A 24,095-nucleotide genomic window follows, 5' to 3' on the forward strand; every position below is an offset into this window, starting at 1 on the left:
GCCCCGGGCCGGGGCGCCGGTCGACACTCAAGGTGTCGCCCCGGCGCAGGCCGATCCCGTTCCGTCCGGAGGCCGCGGCCGGTACCCGAAACGATCATGCGCGCACGGCCTTGGCGCCGCCGGCGCCCCAACCCAGGAGCAGCACATGAACATCACCAACCGCACGGTCTTCATCGCCGGTGCCACCTCGGGGATCGGCCTCGAACTCGCTCGGCGCTTCGCCGCGGCCGGCAGCACGGTCATCGTCGGTGGCCGGCGGACCGACCTGCTCGACCAGATCGGCGCGGAGGGGTTCGCCACCGTTGCGATCGACGTGACCGATCAGGCCAGCATCGACCGTGCCCGCGACACGGTCCTCGATGCCCACCCGGACCTCGACACGATCATGACGATGTCCGGGGTCATGATCCCCGAGGATCTCCGTGACCCCGCACACTTCACGGTCGCGGAGAAGTCCATCGACACCAACCTGCTCGGCACCATCCGCGTCATCGACGCGTTCACCCCGCACCTCATCGCGCGCGGCGCCGGCACGATCATCACTGTCACCTCGGGCATCGGGTTCCTGCCGTTCCCGGTCATGCCCAGCTACGCCGCCTCGAAGGCCGGGGTGCACGCCTACTCCGAGGCACTGCGCGCGCAACTGGACGGGACCGGCGTCGAGGTCGCCGAACTCGTCCCCCCGGCCGTCGCCACCACGCCCGAGCAGGCACAGCTCAACCCCCACGCGCTCGAACTGGCCGGCTTCGCCACCGAGGTGATGGATCTGCTCCGGACCGACCCCACGCCGCACGAGATCCTCGTGAAGGGTGTGCTGATGCACCGGTGGGCTGAGCGCGACGGCACCTACGACGAGTTGGTCGCCCAGCGCTCGCGGGCACTGGCGATGCTCTCGGGCCGGCAGTGAGTACGCGCGTCATCGCCGCTCAGTGCCACCGGAACACGAAGCTGAAGTCCTGCGCGCGGCGCCCGGTCAGGCTGTGTTCCGAAACGATCCGTCCGTCGGCGATGCGCCTCCTGACCTCGGCCCGCGACAGCTTCACGCCCATCGCGATGAGCGCCGCCGCCCCGATCGGGATGCGTTGTCCGAAGTGGACGCTGACCTCGAGGATGTCGGCCTTGGGAAGCTCTACGGGGCTCAGCTCCAGCGTCCACGCATCGGTCCAGTCGAGCGCGATGTCGTTGCGGTGCGCCAGCGCGGGATCGGCCAGCAGCTTCGCCGCGAGCGGGGCAGCGTTGTCGTGGAAGCCGTCGAGCATCGTGGGCGGGATGGAACGAACGTGGACTCGTTCCAGCACCGTCAGCTTGACCGTCTCGCCGCACCCGACGCACAGCGCCAAAAGCCAGACGTCGAGCAGCTTGTGGTTCGCGTTGACCCGGAATTTCCCATGAGTTCGGTACTGCGTCGAGGGGCAGGTCCGGCAGCGGCGCCGGATAATCGGGAAGTCTGTCGCACGTACGAGCCACTGCGTCGTGGCGCGCACGAGGAAGGTGTTTTCGTGCACCAGGAAAGGCCAATCGGCTGCGAGACCGTCGTTGAGACGTCGGCGCGGCGCGGCTGGGCCGCGGCGCCGGTTCGAGTCGCGGGTGCCGGGAAGCGGGCAGCCGGACGTCGATGACCTGCCGAGGGCACGCGCAAGCAGCCCGGCGGCGCGGCGGCGCTACCCGGCCACGGACCCGTCGGGGCCTGGCGTGCCTTCTCGGCGCGATGAGCGTCTCAGCTGGTGTACAACGGCCCTGTCCCTTGAGGCGGCACACATGGGCGCCGGTCGGCGCCTCCTGGATGACGGCATGACGGTAATGCCGGTCGGTGGTGCCACGCCACCGGATTACGCCCCTGACCAAACCGGGCCGCTCGACGGAACCGGGCGCCTGGGTTTACCGGTCGCCGGCCGGGTACCTCGGCAGGTCGAGCTCCAGCGCGGGCGTGGTGGGCCGCGCGGAAATCTCGGCGAAAAATCTTGGCGCGAGCCTGTAGTAGAGCCGCTCGCCCGATCGTCATCCAGGTGACGAACGGAGAGGAGAGCGCCATGGATGTGGTCACCGGTGCGCAGGTGGCCGTCGGGCTGACGGTCCCCGTGTCGCGGGAGCGGATGTGGGAGCTGATCACCGCGGTGGAGCGGATCGGCGAATGGAGTCCGGAGACGATCGGGGGCAGCTGGGACGAGCCTGCGCGAGTCCCGGCCGCGGGTACCCGGTTCACCGCCCACAACCGCTTCCCGGACGGACAAATCGGTACGGTGACCTGCGTGATTACCGAAGCGCGGCCACCGAGCGCCTTCGCCTGGACCGTGCTCGATGCCGGCGGCCTGGTCGGCTCGGCATGGCGGTACGAGCTTCGCGAGGGCGTCGAGCCGGGAACCACGCTCGTGTACCACTCGTTCACGCACGGGCCCGGCATGACCGGCGCCAGGACCCGGGCCGAGGCGGACCCTCAGGAACTCGGTACGCGTCTGGTCACCCTGTGCCGCAACATGACCACCACGATCGGCGCGATGGCCGCCACCACTACCGCGATGGGAGCATCCCGATGAAGTACCTCATGCTCGTCTGCGTCGACCCGAACTACACGCCCGGCCAGGAGGAGGGCGCCCCGGACGTGGACGACTGGGTCAACGAGATGGACGGTAAAGGCATCCGGCTGATGGGCAGCCGCACCCGACCGGCCAGCGACGCCACCACGGTGCGCGTGCGCGACCGGGAGGTGCTGCTGACCGACGGCCCGTACGCGGAGACCAAAGACCTGATCGCCGGCTTCGACGTCCTGGACTGCGCCGACCTCGACGAGGCGATCGAGGTCGCGTCCAAGCATCCGATGGCGTGGGCCGGAGTGATCGAGCTGCGCCCGTTCTGGGTCGACGAGGATTAGTGTGAGGCCCGGTGTCGGAAGAGGTTAAGGTCCGGATCGCCGGGATCTACGCCGACGGTTGGAGCCGGGTCGTGGCCACCATGATCCGGTTCACCGGCGGTCGCTGGGACCTGGCCGAGGAGTGCGCGCAGGACGCGTTCGCGCAGGCACTCCAGAGGTGGCCGGAGTCGGGTGTCCCGGATCAACCACTGGCGTGGCTGACCACCACGGCCCGCAACCGCGCCACCGACCGGTTGCGGCGCGCGTCCATGGAGGCGGCAAAACTGCGAGAGGTGGCCGCCATGGAGCCGGAACCGCGATGCTACACCCGCGACAGTCAGATCCCGGACGAGCGTCTCGAGCTCATGTTCACCTGCTGCCACCCGTCGCTGAACCTCGACGCGCAGGTGGCGTTGACCCTGCGGAGCCTGGCCGGGATGAGTACCGGCGAGATCGCCCGCGCGTTCCTGGTGCCGGAGCGCACCATGAGCCAACGCCTCTTCCGGGCCAAGCAAAAGATCGCACACGCGAGCATCCCGTTCCGGGTGCCACCCGGGCATCTGTTGCCGGAGCGCCTTCCGGCCATCCTCCACGTGCTCTATCTGCTGTTCAACGAGGGGTACGGCGACCCGAACAAGTCCCGGCTGTGCGGGGAGGCCATCCGGCTGGCCCGGGTACTGGCGGCGTTGATGCCCGATGAGCCCGAGGCGCACGGGATGCTCGCGCTCATGCTGCTGCACGATGCCCGACGGCCGGCCCGCACCGGTCCGGGCGGCGATCTGGTCACCCTGGAGGAGCAGGACCGCTCGCTGTGGGACCAGGCTCAGATCGCCGAAGGTGCCGCGATCATCGAGCGGGCGCTGCGCCGGCGCCGGGCGGGCCCGTTCCAGATCCAGGCGGCCATCGCGGCGTGCCACGCCACGGCCCCGGTCGCGGCCGCGACCGACTGGCCCCAGATTGTCGGGTTGTATCAGCAGCTCGCGCGCGTGGCGCCCAGTGTGATCGTGGACCTGAATCGTGCCGCGGCGATCGGCATGGCCGACGGCCCCGAGGCGGCGTTGCCACTGGTTGACGCGATCGTCGAGACCGGACAGCTCAACGACTACTACCTGCTGCACGCGACCCGGGCGGACCTGCTGCGGCGGCTGGGCCGCAGCGCGGAGGCCGCGGAGAGCTACCGTGCCGCCCTCGACATCGCCCCGACCGAGGCCGAGCGCCGGTTTCTTCGCAGTCGACTGGCGGTCTGCTGACCGGGCGTCCTTTGCCGACGGTCACTAACCGATGGCTGCGGTGCGTGTCGTCAGATCGTCATCGGTGATGGTTCGCAGCGCACGGCAGGGCGTTCCCACGGCGACCACCATGGGAGGGATGTCCCGGCTGACGACGCTGCCCGCGCCGATGACGGATCCGTATCCGATCCGGACCCCGGGCAGGACGACGGCATTGCTGCCGATCCAAACCTTGTCTTCGATCACGATCGACTCCGAGAACCGCGCGTAGTCAACCCGGCGGGCCGGATGAACCGGGTGTCCCGTTGTCGTCAGCGTCACGCTGGGCGCGATCATGACGCCGTCGCCGATGCGGATCTCGACGTCGTCGACGAAGGTGAGATTGACGTTTCCGAAGAAGTCGTCGCCGATATGAACGTTACTGCCAAACCCGGCGTGGAAGGGCGGGAGCAGTACGGTGCGCTCTCCCACCGAGCCGAGGATGGCGACAAGTAACGACCGTCGCCGGTCGGCTTCGCCGGGCGGCGTGTGGTTGTACTCGAAGATGAGATCGGTACGCCGCGAGGAAGTCTGGAACGCCGCTTCCGACTCGGTGTAGATGAGGCCCTGACGAATCCGATCCAAGACCTCTTGCTCATCACCGTGCGGCACGTTGCGACTCTTCCTTCCATCCGTACCAAGTTCAGCGAACATGATCTCTACAGCAGGGTACGGCAACTACCAACGAGGTTGGGACGACCGCACCACCGAAGCGTCTTGCGGCTAACCAGCATCGGGGCGGTCGGCGTCGGGCAGGACGCGGGCCAGGAGGCGGGCGAGGGTGACGCGTTCGTCCGGTGAGAGCGCGGCGAGCAACTGGTCGTCCGCCGAGTACACCAGCAGGTCGAGCTCCCTCAGCAGCTTCTGTCCGCGCGGGGTGATGGCCACGATCTTGCGGCGCCTATCGTCCGGGTCGCCGCGACGCACCACGTAGCGGGCCGCCTCCAGCTCGTCGAGGAAGGACACCAGGTCGCTGCGGTCGAGCTGCAGCCGGTCGGCGAGCTGCGCCTGCACCGCCGGGCCGCGGTCGGCGAGGCTGGCCAGTATCCCGTAGTGCTGCTTGCGGTGCGGGCCGGTCGCGAGCTGATCCTGCACCAGCCTCTGCGCGTGCAGCGACACCCGGCCGACCAGCCAGACAACCCGATCGCTGAGGCGGTGAGTCACGATCGCACCCTAGCGCAAGTTGCGGGCTTCTCCTATTGTGGGTGAACCCCATGATAGGAGAGACCCATGAAGGCGGTTCGTTACCTTAGCCACGGCGGCCCCGACGTGCTGCGCGTCGAGGAGATCCCGGCACCCGAGGCCGGCCACGGTCAGGTGCTGATCGCCGTCGAGGCGGTCGGGGCCAATGCCATCGACACGGTGTTCCGCCGCGGCGGTGGCGCCTGGGCCCGGCCGCTGCCCGGCCGGCTCACCGGCGACGTGGTGGGCCGGGTGACGGCGCTCGGCCCCGGCGTCGAGGGCGTGCGCGTCGGCGACCGGGTGGCGGCGCTGTCCGAGGACGCCTTCGCCGAGGTCGTGGCCGCCGACGCGCAGTGGTTGGCCCCCGTACCGGCCGGTCTCGACGCGGCCACCGCGACGGTGCTGCCGATGACCGCACCGCTGGCGCTGCGCCTGCTGAAGGTCGGCCGGCTGGCCGCCGGCGAGACGGTGCTCATCCAGTCGGCCGCCGGCGGCGTCGGTCACCTCGCCGTCCAACTGGCCAGACGGCTGGGCGCGGGTACCGTCGTCGGCACCGCCTCCGGCCCGCGCAAGCGGGAATTCGTCCGCTCGCTCGGCGCCGACGCCACCGCCGACTCCGGCGACCCGTCGTGGCCAGAGGCGGTCAGGTCCGCCGCGCCGCACGGCGTCGATGTGGTTCTCGACTCCGTCGGCGGCGGCGTGTTCGACGCGGGACTGGCCCTGCTGGCGCCCCTGGGACGGATGGTGACCTACGGCGCGATCACCGGCGAGGTGCCCACCGTGGCGGCTCACGGCCTGTTCGCGCTCAAGTCGGTCACCGGCATGTCCACGCTGGCCTGGCGCGCCGCCCGGCCCGCCGAGGCGCGCGCCGACCTCACCGAGGCCGCACGCCTGCTCGCCGACGGGGTGCTGCGCCCAGCGACACACGCCACGCTCCCGCTTGCCGAGGTCGCGAGGGCGCACGAGATCCTCGACGCCCGCGGCAACCTCGGCCGGGTCGTGATCACGATGCCGTGACGGGCGGGTCATGAGGTGACGGGCGGGCCTGCCCGACGGCCGGACCCCGCCGGCGCGTCCCGGCTACCTTTATCCGGTGGTGATCGGGCGGTGGTGACATTCGGCGTGCTCGGGCCGCTGGTCGCCCGCGACGCGCGCGGCCCGGTCGCCCTGCGCGGGCCCCGGCACCGGGCGGTGCTGGCCCGGCTCCTGATCGCCCGGCGCCGGGTGGTGCCGGTCCGCCTGCTCGTCGACGACCTGTGGGACGAGCCGCCGGACAACGCGGTCGGCGCGATCCAGACCTTCGTGGCCGCCCTGCGCCAGGCCATCGAGCCCGACCGGCCGCCGAGGACCCCGGCCCGGCTGCTGGTCACCGAGGCACCCGGGTACGCGCTGCGGGCCGAGCCCGGCGCGGTGGACGCGTGGCGGTTCGAGTCGGCCCTGGCCGAGGCGGGCGAACTGCTGGCGGGTGAGTCGCTGGCGCCCGGGCCGCCGCGAGGCGACCCGCCGACCGCCGAGGCCGCGCTCGCCGGCCTGGACGCCGCGCTGGCGCTGTGGCGGGGGCCGGCGTATTCGGAGTTCGCCGACGCGCACTGGGCCCGCGCAGAGATCGACCGGCTGCACGAGCTGCGGCTGCTGGCGGTGGAGCGGCGGGCTCGGGCCGGGCTGGCGCTCGGGCGGGCCGACGCGGTCGCCGCCGACCTGCGGGCGCACGTGGCTGAGTACCCGTGGCGCGAACATGCCTGGCGGCTGCTCGCCCTGTCGCTGTACCGGGCCGGCCGGCAGGGCGACGCGCTGGCGGCGCTGCGTACCGCCCGGGACACCCTGGTGGCGCAGCTGGGCCTGGATCCGGGGCCGGCGCTGCGCGCGCTGGAGGCGGACATCCTCGCCCAGGCCCCGTCGCTGCTCGCTCCCGGCGCCGGCGCGCCGCCGACCCGGGACCCCGGCACGGTCTCCGGCCGGGATGCCGCCACCGTCTCGGGCCGGGACCCCGCCACGGTCTCCGGGCGGCAGGCCGCCACGGTCTCCGATTCCGCCGGCCCGGTCGCGGGCCCCGGGGTGCGGCGACCCGGGCTGGTCGGGCGCGAACCCGAACTCGCGCTACTGGCCGCCGCCGGGGCCAACGCGCGGGCCCGGCACGGGCTCGAGCTGGCCCTGATCTCCGGTGAGGCCGGCGCGGGGAAGACCGCGCTGGCCGAGGCGCTGATCGCGGACCTGGCGGCGCGGGGCTGGACCACGGCCTGGGGCGCCAACCCCGAGCACGAGGGCGCGCCGCCCGCCTGGCCGTGGACCCGGATACTGGCCGGTCTCGCGCAGGCGGGTCACGGCCGGGCCCCGGCGACGACCGTGCCCCCGCAGGACGCGAAGGACCCGGCCGCGGCCCGGTTCCGGGTACACCGGGCCGTGGTGTCCTATCTGGACACCGTGGCCGGGCGAGGCAAGCTGCTGCTGGTACTCGACGACGTGCACCGGGCGGGGGAGGAGACCCTGGCGCTGCTGGCCACGCTGGTCTCCGAGCCGCCGGCGCACCCGGTGCTGGTCATGGCGACGCTGCGTACCACCGAAATCTCCACCGGCCTGGCCGAACTGCTCGCCCGCACGGCACGCGCCGAACCCACCCGCGTCTACCTAGGCGGCCTGCCGCGTGCCGCGGTCGGCGAGCTCGTGGCCGCGACCACCCGGCGCCCGGTGCCCGACCCGATCGTGCGGATGATTCACGAACGCAGCGGCGGCAATCCGTTCTTCGTGCGCGAACTGGCCCGGCTGTTCGACGCCGAGGGCGACGCCGCGCTCGCAGCGGTGCCGGCCGGCGTGCGCGACGTCATTCGGCACCGACTGGCCGCCCTGCCGGACGCCGCCCGCACCGTGCTGCGGCAGGCCGCCGTCATCGGCCGGGACGTGGATCTCGAGGTGTTGATACCGCTTGCCGGCGACGAAAATCTCGTGCTCGACACGCTGGACTCCGCTCTGCTGCTGGGTTTCCTGGTCGAGCGCGGCCCGGACCGGTCAAGCTTCGCGCATGCCCTGGTGCGCGACACCCTCTACGAGGAGGTGTCGAGGGCACGCCGGGCGCGCTGGCACGCCACGGTGGGCGAGGTCCTCGAACGGGTACACCCGGACGACGTCGAGGCGCTGGCGCACCACTACCTGCTGGCCGACAGCCGGGCCACCGCGGCCAAGGCCGCCCACTACGCCGCCGCGGCGGCCGGACGCGCCGAGCGGCGGTTCGCCCCGCACGAGGCCGCGCGGCTGTGGCGGGCGGCCCTGGCCGCGCACGACCGCACCGGCACCGGCACCGGCGCCGGCGACGGCTCTGGCGACGTGCGGACCCGGTTGGAGCTGGTGATGGGGCTGGTGCGGTCGCTGGCGGTGACCGGTGCGCTGGAGGCCGCCCGGCGGCACCGGGCCGAGGCCCTCGCCGCCGCCGAACGGCTGGCCGACCCCGGCCTGACCGCCCGCGTGATCGGCGCCTTCGACGTGCCGGGCGTCTGGACCGCCAACGACGATCCCGCGCTGGCCGCGCGGGTGGTGGCGGTCACCGAACGCACCCTGGCCGACCTGTCGCCGCACGCGCTGGTGGAGCGGGCGCGGCTGCTGAGCACCCTCGCGATGGAGCTGCGGGGCACCCGGTCCGACCGTGGCCGGGAGGCCGCCGGGCAGGCCGAGTCGATCGCCCGCCGGCTGGGCGACCCGGGTCTGCTGGCCTTCGCCCTCAACGGGCGGTTCATGCACACCTTCGAACGCGCCGGGCTGGCACCCGCGCGGGCCGCGATCGGGGCGGAGCTGGTGGAGCTTGCCACCGCCCACGATCTGGTCACCTTCGAGGTGCTCGGCCAGCTGGTGCTGCTGCAGGCGCACTGCGCGCTGGCCGACTTCGCCGCGGCCGATGCGCACGCGGCGGCCGCCGACCGGCTGGCCGCGCGCTACGACATTCCGCTGGTGGGCGTGTTCACCGGCTGGTACGCCGCGCTGCGGCTGGCCGTGGCGGGCCGGCCGGCGCGCGCCGAGGCCGGGTACCGGGCGGTGGCGGCCCGGCTGGGCGACACCGGCATGTGGGGCCTGGAGGAAGGGATCCTGCCACTGTCCCTGCTGTCCATCCACGTGGGAGACACCGATCAGCACGTATCGTCCATTGTGGACTTCGGTGAGGACTGGGGGCCGTACCTGGACTGGGTACGGCCGTTCGGGCTGCTCGCGGCCGGAGACCGCCCCGGGGCGCTTGCCGCCGCCCGGGCCATCCCGGACTCGCCACGCGACCTGCTCTACGAGGCGCGCGCCTGCCTGCTCGCGGTGGCCGCCCTCGGCGTGGGGGACCGGCCGTTGATGGAACGGGCCTACGCGGACCTGCGGCCGGCCGAGGACGAACTGGCCGGCGCGGGCAGCGGACTGCTGACGTTCGGCCCGGTGGCCGGCTACCTCGGCCGGCTGGCCGACGCGTTGGGGCGGCCGGAGCGGGCCCGGCGCCACCACCGGCGGGCCGCGCAGGTCGCCGACCGGTCCCGGTCGGCGCTTCCGGACCTACCCGACCGGTAGCGGCAGGGGCCGGACCCCGTCCGACCTGTGGGGCCAGATCGCGCGTACGGGCCTACTGCGGGTCGCTTCGACTCTCCTCATCGGCCAGCAACTGGAACAGCACGTGGTCCTGCCACTTTCCGGCGATCTTCAAGTACTTCTCGGCCACACCGAAGCGGACGAACCCGTTACGTTGCAGGACAGTCTGCGACCCGACGTTGTGACGCAACGTCCCCGCCTGAATGCGATGCAGCCCCTGCTCCTCGAACGCCACCCGCGCCAGGTGTCGGACGGCCGCGGTGGCCACGCCTCGGCCATTGTCCGCCCGCCCCACCCAGTAGCCCAGATGGGCATTGAGGAACGGGCCGCGCACGATGTCGTTGAGGTTGATCCGCCCTACGATCCGGTCGTCGACGAGGATGACGTGCGGCACGGTGATGCCCGCGGCGTACCGCTCCAGCGAGGCCCGGATCACGGCCTCCTGCCCCTGGGCAGAGAAGTATTCGTCGGGCCGCGTCGGTTCGAACGGCAGTAGGAACTCCCGGTTGGCGTGGAACAGTTCGGCGACGGCCGGTACATCCTCAAGGGTCACCAGGCGGGTGCTCACCATCATGCGACTCATGATCGCAAAATCCCGCTCCCGCCGCTGTCCGGCACGTACCCGGCCCCGCGGTGGTCACCGTCCCGGATAGGGCGGCTGCCCCGGATTCGCGGTCGGGTAGCCGCCGGGCGTGGGCGGGTACGGGGGTAGCGGTTGGCGGTACTGGCCGGACGGCGGCGCGTACCGCGGCGGGTAGGGGCCGCCGCCACGATTGCGGTGCCGCAGCGGCACAACGATGACCACGAGGACGGCCGCCACCAGCACGAGACCCGCGAGGCCGATCACGACGGTCGCGAGTCCGCCGATGCCGGCGCCGCCGGCACCGCGACCACCGCACCGGTCAGCGCGATCGCCACCAGTGCCGACCAGGATCGCCTCACGCTCACCGCATCGCCTCCCCAGGTGATCAGACGACTATGCCAGCCCGGCATCACCCTCGCGAGCGCCCCCGCGCCAGCGGCTCAGTTCCCCACGCCGAGGCTGGGCATGTGCGCGGACGGGTACCGGTCGCCGCGCGCTGCGCCCCGCGGCATCGCCTTCTCAATCTCGGCGAGGTCGTCCACGGTGAGGTCCAGCTCCGTGGCGGGGGTCGCCTCGGCCAGCCGTTCGCGGGTGCGGGCCCCGACCAGCGGCACGATGTCCTCGCCCCGCGCGGCCACCCAGGCGATGGCCAGCTGGGCGACGGTGCAGCCCTTCGCGTCGGCGACCCGGCGCAGCGCCTCGGTCAGGGCGAGGTTGTGCTCGAGGTTGCCCGCCGAGAAGCGTGGGCCGAAGGCGCGGCTGTCGCCGGGGCCGGGGGTGTGGCCGGCGGTCCAGTGCCCCGAGATGAGGCCGCGGCCGAGGACGCCGTACGCGGTCAGGCCGATGCCCAGCTCCCGCAGCGTCGGCAGCACGTCCGCCTCCACCGCGCGGGAGATCAGCGAGTACTCGATCTGCAGGTCGGCGACCGGGTGCACGGCGTGCGCCCGGCGGATCGTCGCGGCGTCGACCTCCGACAGGCCCAGGTGCCGCACGTACCCGGCGTCGATCATCTCCTTGATCGCACCGACCGTGTCCTCGATCGGCACCGCCGGGTCCAGCCGGGCGGGGCGGTAGATGTCGAGATGATCGACGCCCAGCCGGGTCAGCGAGTAGGCCAGGAAGTTCTTGACCGCCTCGGGCCGGCCGTCGTGGCCGCCGAATCCCGGGCCCGGCCCCCGCAGCAGGCCGAACTTGACGCTGAGCTGGTAGCTGTCCCGGTCCCGGCCGCGCAGCGCCTCGCCGAGCAGCAGTTCGTTGTGGCCCATGCCATAGAAGTCGCCGGTGTCGATCAGCGTGACGCCGGCCTCCAGCGCGGCACGTACTGTGGCGATGCTCTCCGCGCGATCGGCCGGGCCGTACGCGCCCGACATGCCCATCGCGCCCAGGCCCAGCGTGGAGACGGCCGGGCCGGTCGTGCCCAGGGTTCGGGTCCGCATTGTGTACTCCTTCGTCGTCGATGACGTCATCCACCCTGCGCCCAGGCCGGTGCGTACGGGAGCGGAGCGTTGATCGTGGGAGCGCCGCTCCCTGGATCGGCCCGGCACGCGCGAGGGACCATGGGGCATGCGCCGTGACCAGCTCGCCGACTTCCTTCGCCGCCGCCGTGAGGCGATCCGTCCGGCCGAGGTCGGCATCGCCGATGGCCCCCGCCGGCGCACCGCCGGGCTGCGCCGGGAAGAGGTGGCGATGCTCGCCGGCATGTCGGTGGACTACGTCGTGCGCCTCGAGCAGGGCCGCAGCAGCCAGCCCTCGACCCAGCTGCTCGGCGCGCTGGCCCGGGCGTTGCGGCTGTCCGACGACGAGCGCGACCACCTGTTCTACCTGGCCGGTCACCGGCCTCCGCCCGCCGACGGGGTGGCCCGCCTGGCCCGCGCCGGCCTGGTGCGCATGCTCGACCTGCTCGGCGACACTCCGGCCCTGGTGCTGTCCGACCTGGGGGAGGTACTCGCCCAGAACCGGCCGGCCATCCTGCTGATGGGTGATCACACGGGCTTCTCCGGTGACCGGCGTTACCTCGTGTACCGCTGGTTCGCCGAGCCCGCCGCCCGCGTCGTTCACCCGCCGGAGGAGACGGAGCGCCACTCCCGCCAGCTGGTGGCCGACCTGCGCGCGGCCGCCGGCCGCCGGTCCGACGACCCCACGGTCGCGGGACTCGTCGAACGGTTGCAGGCCGCGAGCGCCGACTTCCGCCAGCTGTGGGACGAGCACGAGGTGGCGGTCAAGCGCGCCGACCGCAAGACCATCGTGCACCGGCGGGTGGGGCCCGTGCTGGTGGACTGCGAGACGCTGGTCACGCCCGACCGGCGTCAGCAGCTGCTGGTGCTCACGCCGGCCAACGCCGAGGCCCGCGAGCGGCTTGAGCTGCTGTGGGTGCTCGGTACCGAGGAGTTTCCCGCGGTGGCCAGCGCCGAGCGGTGACGGCTCGCACAGTTGTGGACAGATCAGTCCCTTACTCGTATGGTCGTCGCATGGGCAGGCCACGGACGTTCGACATCGACACGGCGGTGGACCGTGCGATGGAGTTGTTCTGGCGTCAGGGTTTCGAGGCGACCTCGACGGAGGACCTCGTCGAGGGTCTGGGCATCGCCCGAGGCAGCCTGTACAAGGCGTTCGGGTCCAAGGAGCAGCTCTATGCGCTGGCGCTGCGACGCTACTGCCAGCGGCACGCGACGGGGCTGATCGAGATGTTGGATCGGGCGGAGCAGGTGCGCCCGGCCCTCCGGGCGGCGCTGCTGGGGCTGGTGGAGGCCGACCTGGCCGATCCCGAGCTGGGCTGTCTGATGGTCAACGCGGCCACCGAGCGCTCGGCGCACCCGGAGACCGTGCGGCAGGTCTCCCACACCATGGGTCAGGTCGAGTCGGCCCTGGCCGGCGCGTTGGAGCGGGCCCGGGTCCGCGGGGAGTTCGCGGCGGACAAGAACCCGCGGGAACTGGCCCAGTTCCTGACCACGTTCGTGCAGGGCCTGCGGGTGATGGGTAAGGCCCGCGCCGACCGCGCCTTCCTCACCAACGCCGTGGAGATCGCCCTGGGCGCGCTCGACTGATTTTTGTGTACCCGAATTAGGAACTGTTCAGTCAACAATAGGAGTAGAGGTGGACCTCGAACTGCGGGGCAAGGTCGCCGTGGTCACCGGCGCGGGTAAGGGCATCGGTTCGGCCACCGCGGCGGCGTTGCTGGACGAGGGCGCGCACGTGGTGGCGACCAGCCGCACGAGCACCCCCGAACTCGACGCCCTGGCCGCGCGTGGCGCCACCGTGGTGCTGGCCGACATCACCGACGCGGGCACCCCGCAGCGGCTCGTCGACGCCGCGCTCTCGACGTACGGGCGCCTGGATGTGCTGGTCAACAACGTCGGCGCCGGCAGTCCCCGGCCCGGCTTCCTCGACGTCGACGACGCCGAGTGGGCGCGCGTGTTCGACGTGACGTTCTTCAGCGCCGTACGCACGAGCCGGGTGGCCCTGCCCGCCCTGCTGGAGGAGTTCGCGCCGCGCGGCGTGCGGGTCAACGCCGTCTCGCCCGGCCCGGTGCGGACCCCGTTCTGGACCGGACCGGACGGCTTCGCGCACGCCGTCGCCGCCGGCGCGGGTGTCACCCCGCAACAGGCGCTCGACGAGGTGGTGCCGCAGAGCATGGCGATCAGCACCGGCCGGATCACCGAGCCCGGCGAGGTCGCCGACCTGGTGCTGTTCCTCGCCTCCGCTCGCTCCGCAAACACCACCGGCGCCGAGTTTCTCATCGACGGCGGCCAGGTCAAGACGGTCTGACCACACCTACCCGCCGCCCGGCCGGGGCGACCCGGCCGGGCGGCCCGCTCACCGCACGACGCGGTACCCGAGGTGGGTGGCGGCCGGGGTCACCAGCGCCCGCGTGCGCTCGAGCGTGATCGACGGATCGAGCGTGCCGAACAACGGCGTGCCGCCACCCAGCAGGACCGGGATCACGTGGACGCGGATCTCGTCGACCAGGCCGAGCGGCAGTGCCTGCTGCATGACGGTCGCGCCGTGCAGGCCGACCACCTTGTCGCCCGCGGCGTTCTTGGCCTGTTCGATGGCGCTGACCACGCCGCCGGTGACGAACGTGTACACGGGTGGGTGCGACCCGGCCGGTGGGTTGTGGGTGACCACGAAGCAGGCAGTGTCGCCGAGTGGGCCGCCGTCGCCCCAACCGCCGCCGCCCTCGTTCTTGTCGAACGACCTGCGGCCCATCACGATCGCGCCGACACCGTCGACCATCTCCCGCAGGATGGCCCGATCCTCGTCGGTCGCCGCGCCGAACATTCAGTCGTGCAGCATCCGGGCACCGTCGCCGAACGGGTTCTCGCGGCTGTCACGCGGGCCGGTGACGTACCCGTCGAGCGACATCGACATGTCACAGATCACGAGGGCCATTGGTGGCTTCCCTTCTCCTCGGTCCCATGGGACCCGAAAGCGGCGGACCCTGCCGGAGGGGCCGCGACGAGCCGTCTCACCAACGCGTCGGACGGGCCGGTGGGTTTTCGACAGGTCGGGCGGAAAATCCGCTCGTGCGGGGATTGGAAAGCCACCTTGTCTGACCTGTTGCGTCGACATCTCTACGCGTTGAACACCAAGCGAACGGTAGTGGTTCGGGCTTTTGAATAGGATCACAGTTGCCCGCCCGATACCTCAACACCGTGCCCGCACGGACCGTGACGTGCTAATTTTCGCAGCTCAGGAACCAGGTCAGAAGGCACGGAAACGCGCCAAGCCGCAACGACGCGGCCGCGAGGGTGGGGATCGTGAGGGACGCTGCGGCAGCTCGCCGGGGAGTTTTCGCCCGGATGCTGGTGCTGGAGGTGCTACTGCTCGCGGTGGCCGCAGTGGTGGGACTCCACGGGCGGGTACAGGTCGTGTCGCCGGCGGCTGCCGACGCGGCGCTGCTGGGTCCGGACTTCGTCGACATCGGGTCGGTACCGGACGGGCCGCCTGCCCCGGTGCCGGTCGCGGGCGCCGCCACCGGCACCTACACGTGGGACTGCGGCCGCAACGAGGAGGGTCACCGCAACACCGCGAACGTGGTGGTGGTGCCCGGCGTGCCGGGGCCGATCCATCACGTGCACGACTATGTCGGCAACACCTCCACCGATGTCAACTCCACCATCGACAGCCTCGCCGCCGGCGGAACCACGTGCACGAACGGCGACAAGTCGACGTACTACTGGCCGGTGCTGCGGCTGATCCCGGACGACCACACCCAGCACGAGGTCGCCGCACCGCTGCCCAGTGGCGGCGCGGTCACCGGTGGGGCCAACGGCGATCAGGTCGACCCGCACGCCGACGAGATCCAGGTGCCCGCCTCGGTCCGGCTCACCTACTACGGCAACCCGCGTACCCCGGTGGTGGCGATGCCGTACCTGCTGCGCGGCACGGTGGGCGACGCCACGGCGATCACCGACGGCGGGGCCGATGCCGTGGCCACCTGGACCTGTTCGGACACGCCGCGCAAGCGCACCACGAAGTATCCGATCTGCGCCCCCGGCACGCAGGTGCTGCGGGTGTTCGACTTCCCGAGTTGCTGGGACGGCCGCCAGCTGGACAGCACCGACCACCGCGCGCAGTTGGTCTTTCCCACCGCGGGTGGCGGATGCCCGGTGGACACGTTCGCGGTGCCGCGCCTGCAGATCGTGCTCGCCTATAACCTGCCCTCCCGCGTCCGGTACCGGATCGACGCGTTCGACGGGCAGAACTTCAGCCCGCTCACCGACCACGCCTTCTTCGTCAACCTGATGCCTGATCAGGTGATGACGCGGATCGTGCGGTGCCTGAACACCGGCGAGGCGTGCGACGCCCGACAGGCGCGGAGCTGACGGGGCCGACGGCCGGCCATCCGCACGCGGGCTCCGAAAACGTGGTGACGCTCCCGGTGGCCGCACCCCCACGGCCACCGGGAGCGCCTTGCGGTCGCTGGGCCGGCGATCCCCCCCGGACCGCCGGCCGGCGACCTTTCCCGGCAAAGTCACCGCGGCAGGCCGACCTCGACCGCGCCGGCGCTGGACCGCACGGCGACAGTGACCGTCCGGGCCTGCCCGCCCACCGTCAGCGAGCACGCGAAGGTCGCGCCGACCCGGACCGGCGCATCGGGCGGGCACGTCACATTGGTGGCGTCGATCTGGTAGCTGTTGTGCAGCACGGTGCTCACCCCCGCCTGCAACGTGGTGGCGTCGAAGACCTTGGTCTGCGCGGAGCCGGGTCGGGCGAGGAACAGCCCCGCCGCCAGGGCGACCACCGCCAGCGCCGGTGCGGCGATCTTGATGGCCAGCGACGGCCGCCAGCGCCGTGGCGTGTCGGCCGGCCGGTCCGCCCGCCCCCACCCGGTCGGGCCGGCCGAGTGCCAGTCGGTCGGGCCCCACTCGGCCGGCGGGGCGGGTGTCCACTGTGGAGCAGGGCCGTCGGCCCACCCCGCCAGGGCCGGCTCCCACGTCGGGGTCGGGGCGGGATCCCATTGCAGGCCCGGGGCCGACGGCTGCCGCGAGCCCGACTGCGGCGCGGGGGCCGGCTGCGGCGCGGGGGCCGGCTGCGGCGCGGGGGCCGGCTGGGGCGCGGGGCCACCGATGGGTGCGGCGCCGTCCGGTCGGGTGGGTGTGCCCGCGGACTGGGGCTGGCCCCATCCCTGGCCGTTGGTCATGGACGATGCGTGCGGGTTGGTCATTGTCGCCTCCGGGAGGTCTGTGGCAACGGGCCTGTGCGGCCCCTCGCGTCCGGTCGCTGGCTGGTGGGTCGGTCGGTCAGTGGCCGCTGCTGGACGGCAGCGGCACGACCTCGATGGAGTTCTTGGTCCGGGCACCCGAGGGCGTGATGGCGAACCACGTGCCGCCGACGCCCTGACCCTTGATGTCGCCGGGCTTCTGGTCCCCCGAGTAGTGGTAGACCGGCTGGCCGTCGATGGTGACCTGGCAGGTGCCGTCCGCGCGTTCCACGTACCCGACGAGCTGCGGGTCGACGCCGCTCGGGTAGATCTGGCCCGGGGACGCGATGAGCAGGGGCGGCCACGTCTTCGCGCAGTCGCCGGCGCAGTTGGACTTCGGCGGCGTGGCGCTGTCCTTGTCGAAGCGGTAGAGCGTCATTCCCTGACCGTCGGCGACGTAGACGCCGATCTCGTCGTTGTTGGTGCTGTCCAGTTGCACGATGTTGCTGCCCTTGCCGGTGTCCGGGCTGGGATGCAGGACGGTGTCGGGCGGGCCGCTGTAGACGCTCACCCGGCCCTGGGTCTTCGCCACGTTCGGCGACGGGGGCGCGGAGGGCTGCCCCGACTCCACGATGACCTCGGGAGCCTGTCCGTTGGTCGGGGCGGCGGACGCCGCTGACGGCGCGGCGGACGCCGCGGGCGGCGCGCCCGTGAGCGGGGCGGCGGCGGTGGCCGCGACGGTGCGGTCGCAGGCGGCGAGGGCCGCCAGGCTGGCGAGGCCGATCGCGGCGTACGCGATCCTGGTGCGCAGCTTCATGTTGGGTCTACCTCATCGGGTTTCACGCCTGGGGCCAGCCGAATCGGCGACCCGGTCCGGCATCCACACGGAACTGCCGGCGGATCGGTTCAGCGGAACCGGTCCGGCGTCACCGATCGAGGGGGCGCGTCGGCACCCGGCGGAATTTCCCTGAACCGTTCGGCGGTCGGCACCGTGTGGGTGGTGGCAACGGCGACGGGGAGCGCATCGCGACGGTTTGGTCGCGGTACCCCGCCGGATCTCCACACCACTTCACCGAAAGCGAGTACGCCATGCCCACCTACCACGTCAACAGCGACGACATCGACGAGTCGGCGAGCTGGCTCAAGCAGAACATGGACACTCTGCTTGACGGCATGAACCAGGCGAAGTCGAAGATCGACACCCTGATTCAGGGCGGCTACAACACCCCGCAGGCACAGGCGAAGTTCGGCCCGTACTTCGAGGAGTACAAGGGTAGCGTCGACCAGACCCTGCAGGGCATGGACGGCATCAGCCAGTACCTGCAGCAGGTCGGCACCGCCTTCGGCGACACCGACCAGCAGTTGGGTTCGAGCCTGTCCTGAACCAAGGGTGCCGGGGCCGCGGGGTGTTACGCCAGCACCGCGCGGCCCCGCCTTTGTGTCTGCCGACCGTCCAATCAGGAGAGTGCCATGCGCTTCTTGCTTACCGTCGTGGATCAGTCCTCGGTGGTCACCGACTACCAGGTGGACGCCGCGCCCGACACCACCGTTCGCGAACTGGCCGAATCCCTGGCCGCCCGCGGGCCGCAACCCGCCGACCGGCCGCCCACGCTGTTTGTCGCCGGTGCGCCGCTGGACACGCGGCTGACCCTCGCGGAGTCACCGCTGCGGCAGGGCGCGATGGTCAGCCTCGACCATCCCGTCGGCGCGGACGTCGGCCAGCCCCGGGGGTTGGTGGAGGTCCGCGTGGTCGGGGGCAGCGACGCCGGCGGTGTGTATCCGCTGGACATTGGCGAACACACCATCGGCGCGGCGAGCACCTGCTCGGTGCGGCTGTCCGATCCGACGCTGGCCGCGGTGGTGGCCCGGATCCGGGTCACTCCGGACGGCCGCGCTCACCTGGCGCCGGTCGCACCCGGGCTGCTGCTGGAGCGCGCCGCGCTGGACGGCGAGCAAGTCTGGGCGCCCGGCGCGCAGGTGGCCGCCGGCTCCTCGCTGCTGGAGCTGTGCGTCCCGCAGCGGGCCGAGGCCGCCCTGCAGGTCTCCGAGGACCGCACCGGCCTGGACTACAACCGGCCACCCCGGCTGCTGCCGGCCGCCCGCACGACGGCCTTCAGCCTGCCCCGGCCGCCGGCCACGCCGGATCGCCGGCCGCTCGCGGTGATCGCCGCCCTGGCTCCGCTGGTGCTTTCCGGCGCCTCCTTCCTGATCACCCACAATCCCACCACTCTGTTGTTCGCTCTGCTGTCGCCGCTGGTGGTGATCGGCAACCAGATCAGCAGCAGGCGCCAGGGCAAGTCCTCGTACCGCCGGCGGACGGCGGAGTACGAACAGAAGAAGGCGGCCGTCGCCGAACAGGCGCGGCAGGCGCTGGTCGCCGAGCGGTTGGCCCGCCGGCGCAACTTCCCCGACCCGGCGACCGTGCTGCTCATCGCGGTGGGGCCGCAGCGCCGGCTGTGGGAGCGGCGCCGCAGCGACCCGGATTTCCTGGAGTTGCGCGTCGGCACCGCAGACCTGCCCTCCGAGGTCGTGCTGAGCGACCCGGCGCAGGACGAGAACCGGCGCGAGGTCCGCTGGCGGGCGCTGGACGTGCCGGCGACGGTGGCGGTACGCACCTATGGCGTGATCGGCGTCACCGGCGGCGGGGCCGCCCGCACCACCGCGCGGTGGTTGCTCGCCCAGGCGGCCGCCCTGCACAGCCCCGAGGACCTGCAGATCTACGTGCTGGCCGGGGTGGGTGACGAGCCCGGCTGGTCGTGGACGCGGTGGCTGCCCCACCTGGCCCCGCGCGACGGCCAGGACACCCTGGCGACCGTCGGCGCCGACACCCAGAGCCTGGCCCGGCGGGTCGCCGAACTGGTGACGCTGATCTCGGCGAGAGCCGCGGCCGGCGGCGGCCACGACGCGTTCCGGGATGTGCTGGTCGTCCTCGACGGTGCGCGCAAACTGCGTTCGCTGCCCGGGGTGACACAGATCCTGCGGGAGGGGCCGCCGGTCGGCGTGTTCGCGATCTGCCTGGACGCCGAGGAGAAGCTGCTGCCCGAGGAGTGCCAGGCGGTGATCGCACAGCAGGCCGACGGCACGCTGCTGGTCACCCGAACCCGTACCGAGCCGGTGCCGGGGGTGCATCCGGACCTGGTGTCCGGGCAGTGGCTGCGCACCGTCGCCCGGACCCTGGCGCCACTGCGTGACACCGGCGGCGCCGACGACGGCGGAGCGCTGCCCGATGCCAGCCGGCTACTGGACGTGTTGGCGCTGGAGCCGCCGGAGCCGGACGCGGTCGCGGCCCGCTGGGCCGTCGGCGGGCGCACCACCGAGGCGGTGCTCGGTGTGTCCCTGGACGGACCGTTCGCCCTGGACCTGCGGCGGGACGGGCCGCACGCGCTGGTCGCCGGCACCACCGGCTCGGGCAAGTCGGAACTGCTGCAGACGCTGGTCGCCTCGCTCGCCGTGGCCAACCGGCCGGACGCGATGACCTTCGTACTGGTCGACTACAAGGGCGGCAGCGCCTTCAAGGACTGCGTGCTGCTCCCGCACACCGTCGGCATGGTCACCGACCTGGACACCCACCTGGTCAGCCGCGCGCTGACCTCGCTGTCGGCCGAGCTGCGCCGCCGGGAGCACCTCCTCGCCGAGGCCGGGGCGAAGGACATCGACGACTACGTGGACCTGTTGCGCCGGGAACCGACGCGTACCCAGCTGCCGCGGCTGCTGATCGTCATCGACGAGTTCGCCTCGATGGTCCGCGACCTGCCGGACTTCGTCACCGGCCTGGTCAACATCGCCCAGCGGGGCCGGTCGCTGGGTATCCACCTGGTACTGGCGACCCAGCGCCCCGGTGGCGTGGTGTCTCCGGAGATCCGGGCCAACACCAACCTGCGCATCGCGCTTCGGGTCACCGACAGCAGCGAGAGCCAGGACGTGCTCAACGCGCCGGACGCGGCATCGATCTCGAAGTCGACGCCCGGTCGGGCGTACGTGCGCCTCGCGCAGTCGTCGCTGGTGCCCTTCCAAGCCGGTCGGGTGGGTGGGTTCCGCCCCGGGGCGCAGACCGCGGTGCGGCAGGCGCCCTGGATGGCGCCGCTGTCCTGGGTGGACATGGGGCGCCCGGTGCCGACCCGGCCGGCGGGGCAGGCGGGGCCGGAGCAGGAGCCGCTGACCGACCTCGCGGTACTGGTGCGGGCGATCCGCGGTGCCACGCGACAGTTGAGCATCGCGCCCCAGCACAGTCCGTGGCTGCCCGCGCTGCCCACGGCGCTGACCGCCGACGCCCTGCCCGCCCCGCGTACCGGCGACTACCACCTGCCCGCGGTGCCGTACGGGCTGGTCGACCTGCCGGCCCAGCAGCAACAGGTGCCGCTGGAACTCGACCTGGCCACCCTGGGGCACCTGCACATCATCGGCTCCTCGCGCAGCGGCCGGTCGCAGACGCTGCGTACGCTGGCCGGGCTGCTGGCGCGGGCCCACTCGTGCGCCGACGTGCACCTGTACGGCATCGACTGCGGCAACGGCGCCCTGCTGGCGCTGGGCGACCTGCCGCACTGCGGCGCGGTGGTGCAGCGCACCGAGGCCGAGCGCCTGGGCCGGCTGCTGTCCCGGCTGACCGCCGAGTTGGGGCGTCGGCAGCAGCTGCTCGCCTCGACCGGCTCGGCGAGCCTGGTGGAGTACCGCTCGGGCGCGCCGGCCGAGCAGCGCCCGCCGCACATTCTGGTGCTGCTGGACCGCTACGAGGTCTTCGACAAGACCTTCGCCGACTACGACAACGGCAGCCTGATGACCGCGCTGCTGACCCTGCTGCGGGAGGGGGCCGGCGCGGGTATCCATCTGGTCCTGGCCGGCGACCGCGCCATGTTCTCCACCCGGGTGTCATCCTCCACAGAGGACAAACTGGTGCTGCGGCTGAGCGAGCGCGGCGACTACAGCATGGTCGGCATCAATTATCGCCAACTGCCCGAGGAGATCGAGTCGGGCCGGGCGTTCCGTGCCGTCGACAGCGCCGAGGCGCAGATCGCGCTGCTGGACGCCGACGCCTCCGGCCAGGGTCAGGCGCGGGTGCTCGCCGAGATCGCCGAGACCACCCGGCGGCGGGACCAGCGGATCGCCGCCGCGGCTCGCCCATTGCGCATCGACGTGCTCCCCGACGAGCTGACCCCGGCCGAGGCCAGGGCGGTGGCGACGCCCGCCGGTCCACTGTGGACGATGCTCGGCGTCGGCGGCGACGAACTGCGCGGAGTCGGGCCCGACCTGGCCACCATTCCCAGCTTCATCGTCGCCGGTGCGCCCCGCACCGGGCGCAGCACCGTGCTGATGACGATGGTCGCCTGGCTGATCGGCAACGGTACGCCGGTGTTCATCGCGGCCCCACGCCGTTCACCGCTGCGGGAACTGGCCGGAGTGCCCGGGGTGCTGGACGTCGTCACCAGCGACGACCAGCTGACCACCGAGCGGCTGTCCGCCGCGCTCGGCCAGGTGACCGGCCCCGCGGTGGTCGTGCTGGACGACGCCGACCTGCTGCTCAAATGCGACGCGGGCAGCGACCTGGGTCAGATCGCCACCGCCGGCGCGGAGCACGGGCGGGCGCTGATCCTGGCCGGCACCATCGATGGGCTGTCCGGTGGATTCGGCGGCTGGCACGTGGACGCCCGCCGCAACCGGCAGGGTGCGCTGCTGGCCCCGCAGGGCCTGGGCGACGGGGAGATCCTGGGCGCCAAGCTGACCCGTGGCCAGCTCGGCGCCGGACGTCCGGGCCGGGTACTCGCCCACTTCGGCGACGGCCAGGTGCGGATGGTGCAGGTGCCCCGCACGGACGCGGAGGCGGTCCGGGTGGCGCCGGCGAAGGCTCCGGTCGCCGCCTGAAACACACACCCGAAGAAGGGGACACCGGTCACGGTGCCCCCTTCTTCGAATGTTCGGTTGGTCAGGGTGCCAGCGTGGACGGCGCCAGCACCAGCTCGTCGGCGGTCAACTCGAGGGTGCCGGTGATGGTGTCAAACAGCTCGAACAACTCGTCCGCCTCGGCGATGTTCGGGCTGGAGCCGGTCACCACGAGCACGTTCGCGGAGCCCGGCAGCGGTACCACCGTGTGCATCACCGCGCAGCGCATGGTCGCCTCGTCCTGCACCACTGTCTGGATTCCGTAGACCCGGCCCACCGTGCCGATGCCGTTGATCCGCGCCGTGGTCACCCGCCGCCAGGTGCCGGCCGCGGTCTCCGGCCGCGCCACCGCCATCAACGCGCCGAGCAGGTCGCCGGTGGCCGGCGGGGTCACCATCGACACCAACACGGTGGCGGTCAGCGGGCCGTCCTCGTAGAGCTGGAACGTCCCGGCGGCGTGTACCGCGCCGGACCGGCGGGCCTGGCGCACCGACCGGCGTACCGATTCGGTGAACGCACCCGCCTGGATCTCGCTGAGGCCGGCATCCCGGCCACGGGTCCAGACCTCGCCGGCGACCCGGTTCTCGCTGGCCTCATCGGCGATGGAGAAGTCCACCCAGTCGCTGGGCGTACGCAGCCGGAAGCCGGTCGGGCTCGGCGCGGTCGCGGTGGTCACGTCGGTCACGGAACTACTCCTTCGGTCACGATCCGTCGCCGTCGAGCGCGGCGACCGTCTGCTCGTCGGTCTGGGCGAACGCGTCCACGACCGACTTCGCGGCGTCGCGTACCCCGGTCAGATCCTTGCTCACCACATACCGGCCGTCGCTCCACTTGCTCTCGAAATTGTGGGCGGCCGACTCCAGGTCCTTCTGGCCGAGGGTGTCGACCACCGAACCCATCGACTTGATGGGCGAACTGTCCATCAGGTCCGAGGTTCGCTGCAGCAGATCGTGTACCTGCTGCAACTCCTCACCCGGAACGTCGATCACGGTCATGCCGCGGCCCCTCGCTTCGCTCGCTTATGGAATTCCTGCGCCGTACACGTAGCGCCGCACGCCACGGTTCAGTTTCTGGCGTCCCGGCACCGCCTTCGCTTGCGGCTGAACCGCTTCGCCGCGCGCTACGTGTTCGAGGCGATCCCGGCGGACG

The 24,095-nt window shown here is 72.3% G+C and carries 23 protein-coding genes; 12 read left to right on the forward strand and 11 right to left on the reverse strand.

Features of this window, described 5'->3' with window-relative positions:
* Positions 1–145: 145 nt before the first annotated feature.
* Positions 146–907 carry an SDR family oxidoreductase gene (locus tag ABEA87_RS25795; RefSeq protein ID WP_345633807.1) on the forward strand — a complete coding sequence of 254 codons (762 nt, stop codon included), beginning with the start codon at positions 146–148 and terminating at the stop codon, positions 905–907.
* Between the two features lie 19 nt (positions 908–926).
* Here the strand turns inward: ABEA87_RS25795 and ABEA87_RS25800 are convergent, their stop codons facing one another.
* The gene (locus tag ABEA87_RS25800) at positions 927–1,505 is read right to left on the reverse strand and encodes a DUF1062 domain-containing protein (protein WP_345633809.1); all 579 of its coding nucleotides are present in this window, start codon (positions 1,503–1,505) and stop codon (positions 927–929) included.
* A 501-nt stretch (positions 1,506–2,006) separates the two neighbouring features.
* Between ABEA87_RS25800 and ABEA87_RS25805 the strand changes: the two genes are divergently transcribed.
* Genes ABEA87_RS25805 through ABEA87_RS25815 form a run of 3 tightly spaced genes read left to right on the forward strand, consistent with a single transcriptional unit; the run spans position 2,007 to position 4,098 of the window.
* Complete coding sequence (locus tag ABEA87_RS25805; protein ID WP_345633811.1) at positions 2,007–2,534, forward strand: SRPBCC family protein; 528 nt, start codon at positions 2,007–2,009, stop codon at positions 2,532–2,534.
* Positions 2,531–2,869 (forward strand): YciI family protein, encoded by a 339-nt coding sequence (locus ABEA87_RS25810; protein ID WP_345633813.1) that lies wholly within the window; start codon positions 2,531–2,533, stop codon positions 2,867–2,869. Before ABEA87_RS25805 ends, ABEA87_RS25810 begins: the two co-directional genes overlap by 4 nt.
* Before the next feature lie 11 nt (positions 2,870–2,880).
* Complete coding sequence (locus ABEA87_RS25815) at positions 2,881–4,098, forward strand: RNA polymerase sigma factor (RefSeq protein ID WP_345633815.1); 1,218 nt, start codon at positions 2,881–2,883, stop codon at positions 4,096–4,098.
* A 24-nt stretch (positions 4,099–4,122) separates the two neighbouring features.
* Here ABEA87_RS25815 and ABEA87_RS25820 read toward each other — a convergent pair whose 3' ends face one another.
* Both ABEA87_RS25820 and ABEA87_RS25825 read right to left on the reverse strand, forming a co-directional pair.
* Positions 4,123–4,770, reverse strand: a complete 648-nt coding sequence (locus tag ABEA87_RS25820; protein WP_345633817.1) for a sugar O-acetyltransferase — start codon at positions 4,768–4,770, stop codon at positions 4,123–4,125.
* Positions 4,771–4,839: 69 nt separating this feature from the next.
* Positions 4,840–5,280 carry a MarR family winged helix-turn-helix transcriptional regulator gene (locus ABEA87_RS25825; protein WP_345633819.1) on the reverse strand — a complete coding sequence of 147 codons (441 nt, stop codon included), beginning with the start codon at positions 5,278–5,280 and terminating at the stop codon, positions 4,840–4,842.
* Between the two features lie 66 nt (positions 5,281–5,346).
* Between ABEA87_RS25825 and ABEA87_RS25830 the strand changes: the two genes are divergently transcribed.
* On the forward strand, positions 5,347–6,315 hold the full coding sequence (locus tag ABEA87_RS25830) for a quinone oxidoreductase family protein (RefSeq protein ID WP_345633821.1): 969 nt from the start codon (positions 5,347–5,349) through the stop codon (positions 6,313–6,315).
* Between the two features lie 90 nt (positions 6,316–6,405).
* Positions 6,406–9,828, forward strand: coding sequence for a BTAD domain-containing putative transcriptional regulator (locus ABEA87_RS25835; protein WP_345633823.1), 3,423 nt, complete (start codon positions 6,406–6,408; stop codon positions 9,826–9,828).
* A gap of 52 nt (positions 9,829–9,880) precedes the next feature.
* Here the strand turns inward: ABEA87_RS25835 and ABEA87_RS25840 are convergent, their stop codons facing one another.
* From ABEA87_RS25840 to ABEA87_RS25850, 3 genes are all read right to left on the reverse strand, one after another.
* Complete coding sequence (locus ABEA87_RS25840) at positions 9,881–10,417, reverse strand: GNAT family N-acetyltransferase (protein WP_345634005.1); 537 nt, start codon at positions 10,415–10,417, stop codon at positions 9,881–9,883.
* 66 nt (positions 10,418–10,483) lie between these two features.
* The gene (locus ABEA87_RS25845; protein ID WP_345633825.1) at positions 10,484–10,693 is read right to left on the reverse strand and encodes a hypothetical protein; all 210 of its coding nucleotides are present in this window, start codon (positions 10,691–10,693) and stop codon (positions 10,484–10,486) included.
* 176 nt (positions 10,694–10,869) lie between these two features.
* On the reverse strand, positions 10,870–11,865 hold the full coding sequence (locus tag ABEA87_RS25850) for an aldo/keto reductase (protein ID WP_345633826.1): 996 nt from the start codon (positions 11,863–11,865) through the stop codon (positions 10,870–10,872).
* Positions 11,866–11,992: 127 nt separating this feature from the next.
* Here ABEA87_RS25850 and ABEA87_RS25855 point away from each other — a divergent pair, with 127 nt between their 5' ends.
* Genes ABEA87_RS25855 through ABEA87_RS25865 form a run of 3 tightly spaced genes read left to right on the forward strand, consistent with a single transcriptional unit; the run spans position 11,993 to position 14,194 of the window.
* Positions 11,993–12,847 carry a helix-turn-helix transcriptional regulator gene (locus ABEA87_RS25855; protein ID WP_345633827.1) on the forward strand — a complete coding sequence of 285 codons (855 nt, stop codon included), beginning with the start codon at positions 11,993–11,995 and terminating at the stop codon, positions 12,845–12,847.
* 50 nt (positions 12,848–12,897) lie between these two features.
* Entirely contained in the window at positions 12,898–13,473 is a 576-nt protein-coding gene (locus ABEA87_RS25860) for a TetR/AcrR family transcriptional regulator (RefSeq protein WP_345633829.1), read from the forward strand.
* A 49-nt stretch (positions 13,474–13,522) separates the two neighbouring features.
* Positions 13,523–14,194: an SDR family NAD(P)-dependent oxidoreductase gene (locus ABEA87_RS25865; RefSeq protein WP_345633831.1), complete on the forward strand. Its 672-nt coding sequence runs from the start codon at positions 13,523–13,525 to the stop codon at positions 14,192–14,194.
* Positions 14,195–14,242: 48 nt separating this feature from the next.
* On the opposite strand, the gene ABEA87_RS25870 is transcribed toward ABEA87_RS25865, so the two are convergent.
* Positions 14,243–14,707: a dihydrofolate reductase family protein gene (locus ABEA87_RS25870; RefSeq protein WP_345633833.1), complete on the reverse strand. Its 465-nt coding sequence runs from the start codon at positions 14,705–14,707 to the stop codon at positions 14,243–14,245.
* A gap of 521 nt (positions 14,708–15,228) precedes the next feature.
* Between ABEA87_RS25870 and ABEA87_RS25875 the strand changes: the two genes are divergently transcribed.
* Entirely contained in the window at positions 15,229–16,254 is a 1,026-nt protein-coding gene (locus ABEA87_RS25875) for a DUF1996 domain-containing protein (protein ID WP_345633834.1), read from the forward strand.
* Positions 16,255–16,403: 149 nt separating this feature from the next.
* Here the strand turns inward: ABEA87_RS25875 and ABEA87_RS25880 are convergent, their stop codons facing one another.
* Together ABEA87_RS25880 and ABEA87_RS25885 are read right to left on the reverse strand one after the other, a co-directional pair.
* A complete protein-coding gene (locus tag ABEA87_RS25880; protein WP_345633837.1) occupies positions 16,404–17,096 on the reverse strand; it encodes a DUF4333 domain-containing protein in 693 nt (230 codons plus the stop codon).
* 76 nt (positions 17,097–17,172) lie between these two features.
* Positions 17,173–17,889 (reverse strand): COG4315 family predicted lipoprotein, encoded by a 717-nt coding sequence (locus tag ABEA87_RS25885; RefSeq protein WP_345633839.1) that lies wholly within the window; start codon positions 17,887–17,889, stop codon positions 17,173–17,175.
* A gap of 272 nt (positions 17,890–18,161) precedes the next feature.
* Here ABEA87_RS25885 and ABEA87_RS25890 point away from each other — a divergent pair, with 272 nt between their 5' ends.
* On the forward strand, positions 18,162–18,455 hold the full coding sequence (locus ABEA87_RS25890) for a WXG100 family type VII secretion target (protein ID WP_345633840.1): 294 nt from the start codon (positions 18,162–18,164) through the stop codon (positions 18,453–18,455).
* Positions 18,456–18,542: 87 nt separating this feature from the next.
* Positions 18,543–22,928: an FtsK/SpoIIIE domain-containing protein gene (locus tag ABEA87_RS25895; protein ID WP_345633842.1), complete on the forward strand. Its 4,386-nt coding sequence runs from the start codon at positions 18,543–18,545 to the stop codon at positions 22,926–22,928.
* Between the two features lie 61 nt (positions 22,929–22,989).
* On the opposite strand, the gene ABEA87_RS25900 is transcribed toward ABEA87_RS25895, so the two are convergent.
* The gene (locus tag ABEA87_RS25900) at positions 22,990–23,631 is read right to left on the reverse strand and encodes a hypothetical protein (protein ID WP_345633844.1); all 642 of its coding nucleotides are present in this window, start codon (positions 23,629–23,631) and stop codon (positions 22,990–22,992) included.
* Between the two features lie 16 nt (positions 23,632–23,647).
* A complete protein-coding gene (locus tag ABEA87_RS25905) occupies positions 23,648–23,941 on the reverse strand; it encodes a hypothetical protein (RefSeq protein WP_345633845.1) in 294 nt (97 codons plus the stop codon).
* Positions 23,942–24,095 lie beyond the last annotated feature (154 nt).

It is taken from the genome of Rugosimonospora acidiphila (assembly GCF_039543385.1).
GTDB classification, from domain to species: Bacteria; Actinomycetota; Actinomycetes; order Mycobacteriales; family Micromonosporaceae; genus Rugosimonospora; species Rugosimonospora acidiphila.